This is a genomic window from Bifidobacterium sp. (assembly GCF_051876855.1).
Classification (GTDB): Bacteria; Actinomycetota; Actinomycetes; order Actinomycetales; family Bifidobacteriaceae; genus Bifidobacterium.
Genome location: NZ_JBJEIH010000026.1, coordinates 1 through 2962, shown reverse-complemented (window position 1 = coordinate 2962; position 2962 = coordinate 1). Strand labels below are relative to the sequence as shown.

Sequence of the window (2962 nt, the reverse complement as noted above, 5' to 3'; positions counted from 1 at the left end):
AGGGCGGCCTGTGACCATGTCGGTCCTCGGCTGTCGGGCTTTGTCCCAACTCCATGCGGGCGCAGCGGATGCGCAGTGCATGACCATATAGAAAAGAGGAGTTCTACAGGGGCTCGCGTTGTACGGCACATTGCTTGTGCACGGCTGCGTAGTTTCTGTATTCGGGTGATAGTTCGCGAAAGGAGCGAATGTGCCTGGACACACCAAGGTAGCACGGCAGTGGAGCCATAAATTCATAGCCTTTGTCGCTTCGGCGGCCGTGTTGGTCACCGGTAGCGTCGTCAGTATGGCGTCTGCCACGACGGCAAGTGCTGACACTCAGCGAGACAGTTATTCCGACACTGTCGGTAATTCTGCTTTCGAGTCGGCTCGAGAGAAGTACGGTCTCGCCCAGAACATGAGCGAAGGTGCTACGCTCCATGCGTGGATGTGGTCGTTCAAGACCATTGAACAGAATATTCCGGCAATCGCCGAGGCCGGTTTCACTTCGGTGCAGACCGAGCCGGTGTCCGCAATCCATGCAGCCGGCAACGGAATGAAATTCACCGAAAACTGGTATTACGTCTATCAGCCGACCGATACCACGGTAGGCAACTGGGTCGTCGGATCCGAGTCCGAGCTGAAGAGCCTGTGCGAGACCGCGCACAAGTACGGCGTGCGCATCATCGTCGACATTGTGGCCAATCACATGACTGCTGACTATCCTGCTATCTCCTCTCGTTGGAAGAACAACGATTATTACCATCACGACTGCAATGACGGCAACGTTTCCGACTGGAACAACCGTTACCAGGTCACCCACTGCAAGCTGGTCGGCCTGTATGATCTCAATACCGATGGCAAATCCACAGTCGGCGACATGATGGCCTCCTACCTCAAGCAGCTGGTCAATGATGGCGTGGACGGCTTCCGTTACGATGCCGCCAAGCACATCGAGTTGCCGGGGGAGTACAACAACTCCTCATACTGGACCAAGATTCTCGCCAACGGCTCGCAATACCAGTACGGCGAAGTGCTGCATGACGGCATCTCCCGCGATTCCGACTATGCGAAGTTGTTCGCCAGTTCCGCCAAGGGTGGCGGCGGCATCACCGCATCCGCGTACGGCGGTACATTGCGCAGCGCGCTGAACTCGAAGAGCCTCAACGCGGGCACGCTCAGCTCTTGGGACAACTACAACGTTGCCGCATCGAACCTGACGTCCTGGGTTGAATCCCACGATACCTACGCCAACGGTGACAAGGAATCCACCGGTATGAGCGAATGGCAGATGACCATGGGATGGGGCGTGATCGGTTCACGCGCCGACACCATGTCCCTGTACTTCGATCGCCCGGTCGGCTCCGGCGGCTCCAACGCCCAGTTCTCCGAGCAGACTCAGCTCGGCGACGCCGGCTCCACCTCCTGGAAAGACACGCAGGTGACCGCGGTCAACCATTTCCGCAACGCGATGAACAACGAGGACGCCTCCGAGTATCTGCGCAACTGCAACGACAACTCCTGCCTCATGGTTGAGCGCTACAAGTCCGACGGCAACGCGGACACCGACGGTGTGACCGTGGTGAACATGGGCAACCAGCAGTCGCTGGCCGGCCTGTCCACCAAGCTTGACGACGGCACCTACACCGACCAGGTCAACGGCGGCACGCTCACCGTGTCCGGCGGAAAGATTACTTCCGGTACCGCGACCGCCGGCAAGGTCAGCGTGTTCTACAACATGAAGACCAATGTCGCCTCCGTGTCCGCGACCGGCAGCGCGAGCTTCAAGACCGACACCACGACCGTGACACTGCGCGCCTCTAACGTGACCGATGCCAAGTACACCACGTCCGAAGGCAAGTCCGGCAGCTACAATGACGGCGATACCATCACCGTCGGCGCGAACACCGCTGTCGGTTCCGCTGTCACCGTCACCGTAAGCGGCACTGACGCTGATGGCAAGACCGTCACCGCAACCTTCACCTTCCAGAAGAAGGACCCCACTGCAGTCACAGTCGTGTACGCGAAGAAGCCGAGCTCTTGGAACAGCCTGGACGCGTACGTGTATGTGGATGATCCGAATGCGGCAAGCGTCACCCAGAACGCCGCGTGGCCGGGTGCCGCCATGACAGCCGCGGACGCCTGCGGCAAGAACGCCGGATACGATTACATGTACGAGATTCCAGACAACTTCGAAGGCACGGTTCGAATTATCTTCAATGACGGTAACGCGACCAACACCACGAAGTACCCTGCCGACAGCACGTCAGGCGAAGATGCAGCTGGCCTCCAAGTCACCGGCACATCCGCATGGAACGGTGACACGTCAGCCTCCACGTCCGGCGCGCTGAAGAGCGTATCGTGCGCCACTACGACCGTGAAGTCCGTGACCATCAACCAGTCCGACTTCTCGCTCGACGTGTCCAACGGTGCGTCCACCAAGAAGCTGACCGCCACCACCGACCCGGCAGGCGCCTCCGTCACGTGGAGCAGCTCCGACGATTCAGTCGCTTCAGTTGCATCCGACGGCACTGTGACCGCCAAGAAGGCGGGCACGGCGACCATCACCGCCAAGGCCGGCACCGTGAGCGCCACCGTCAAGGTGACCGTGACCGGTACCGCCCCGGTAGCCAAGAACCGCATCTACGTGACTAAGCCTTCCGGCTGGTCCAGCGTGCACATCTACATGTACACCGGTAATGGCACCTCTGCCACAAACAATGCGAAGTGGCCGGGCGTGCCGATGACCGCGATTTCGGGTACTGATACGTGCGGGCAGTCCGGCTACTATTACGATGTGCCGGACAACCTCGCCGGCAACGCGAAGGTCATCTTCTCTGACAACGGCAGCAACTCCAACCGCTACCCGGCCGACATGGCCCCGGGCATGGACTACAACGGCGGCACCATGAGCTGGACCAGCGGCAGCACCGCGCTGTCCGCTGTGACTTGTAAGACGTCTGATGTTGCGGTGTCTTCGGTT

The 2962-nt window shown here is 59.8% G+C and carries 1 protein-coding gene; it reads left to right on the top strand.

What is annotated here, in order from left to right; translation table 11 throughout:
• Positions 1 to 190 precede the first annotated feature (190 nt).
• The coding region (locus tag ACI38B_RS02360; RefSeq protein ID WP_439729368.1) for a starch-binding protein at positions 191 to 2962 on the top strand (2772 nt) is incomplete at its 3' end.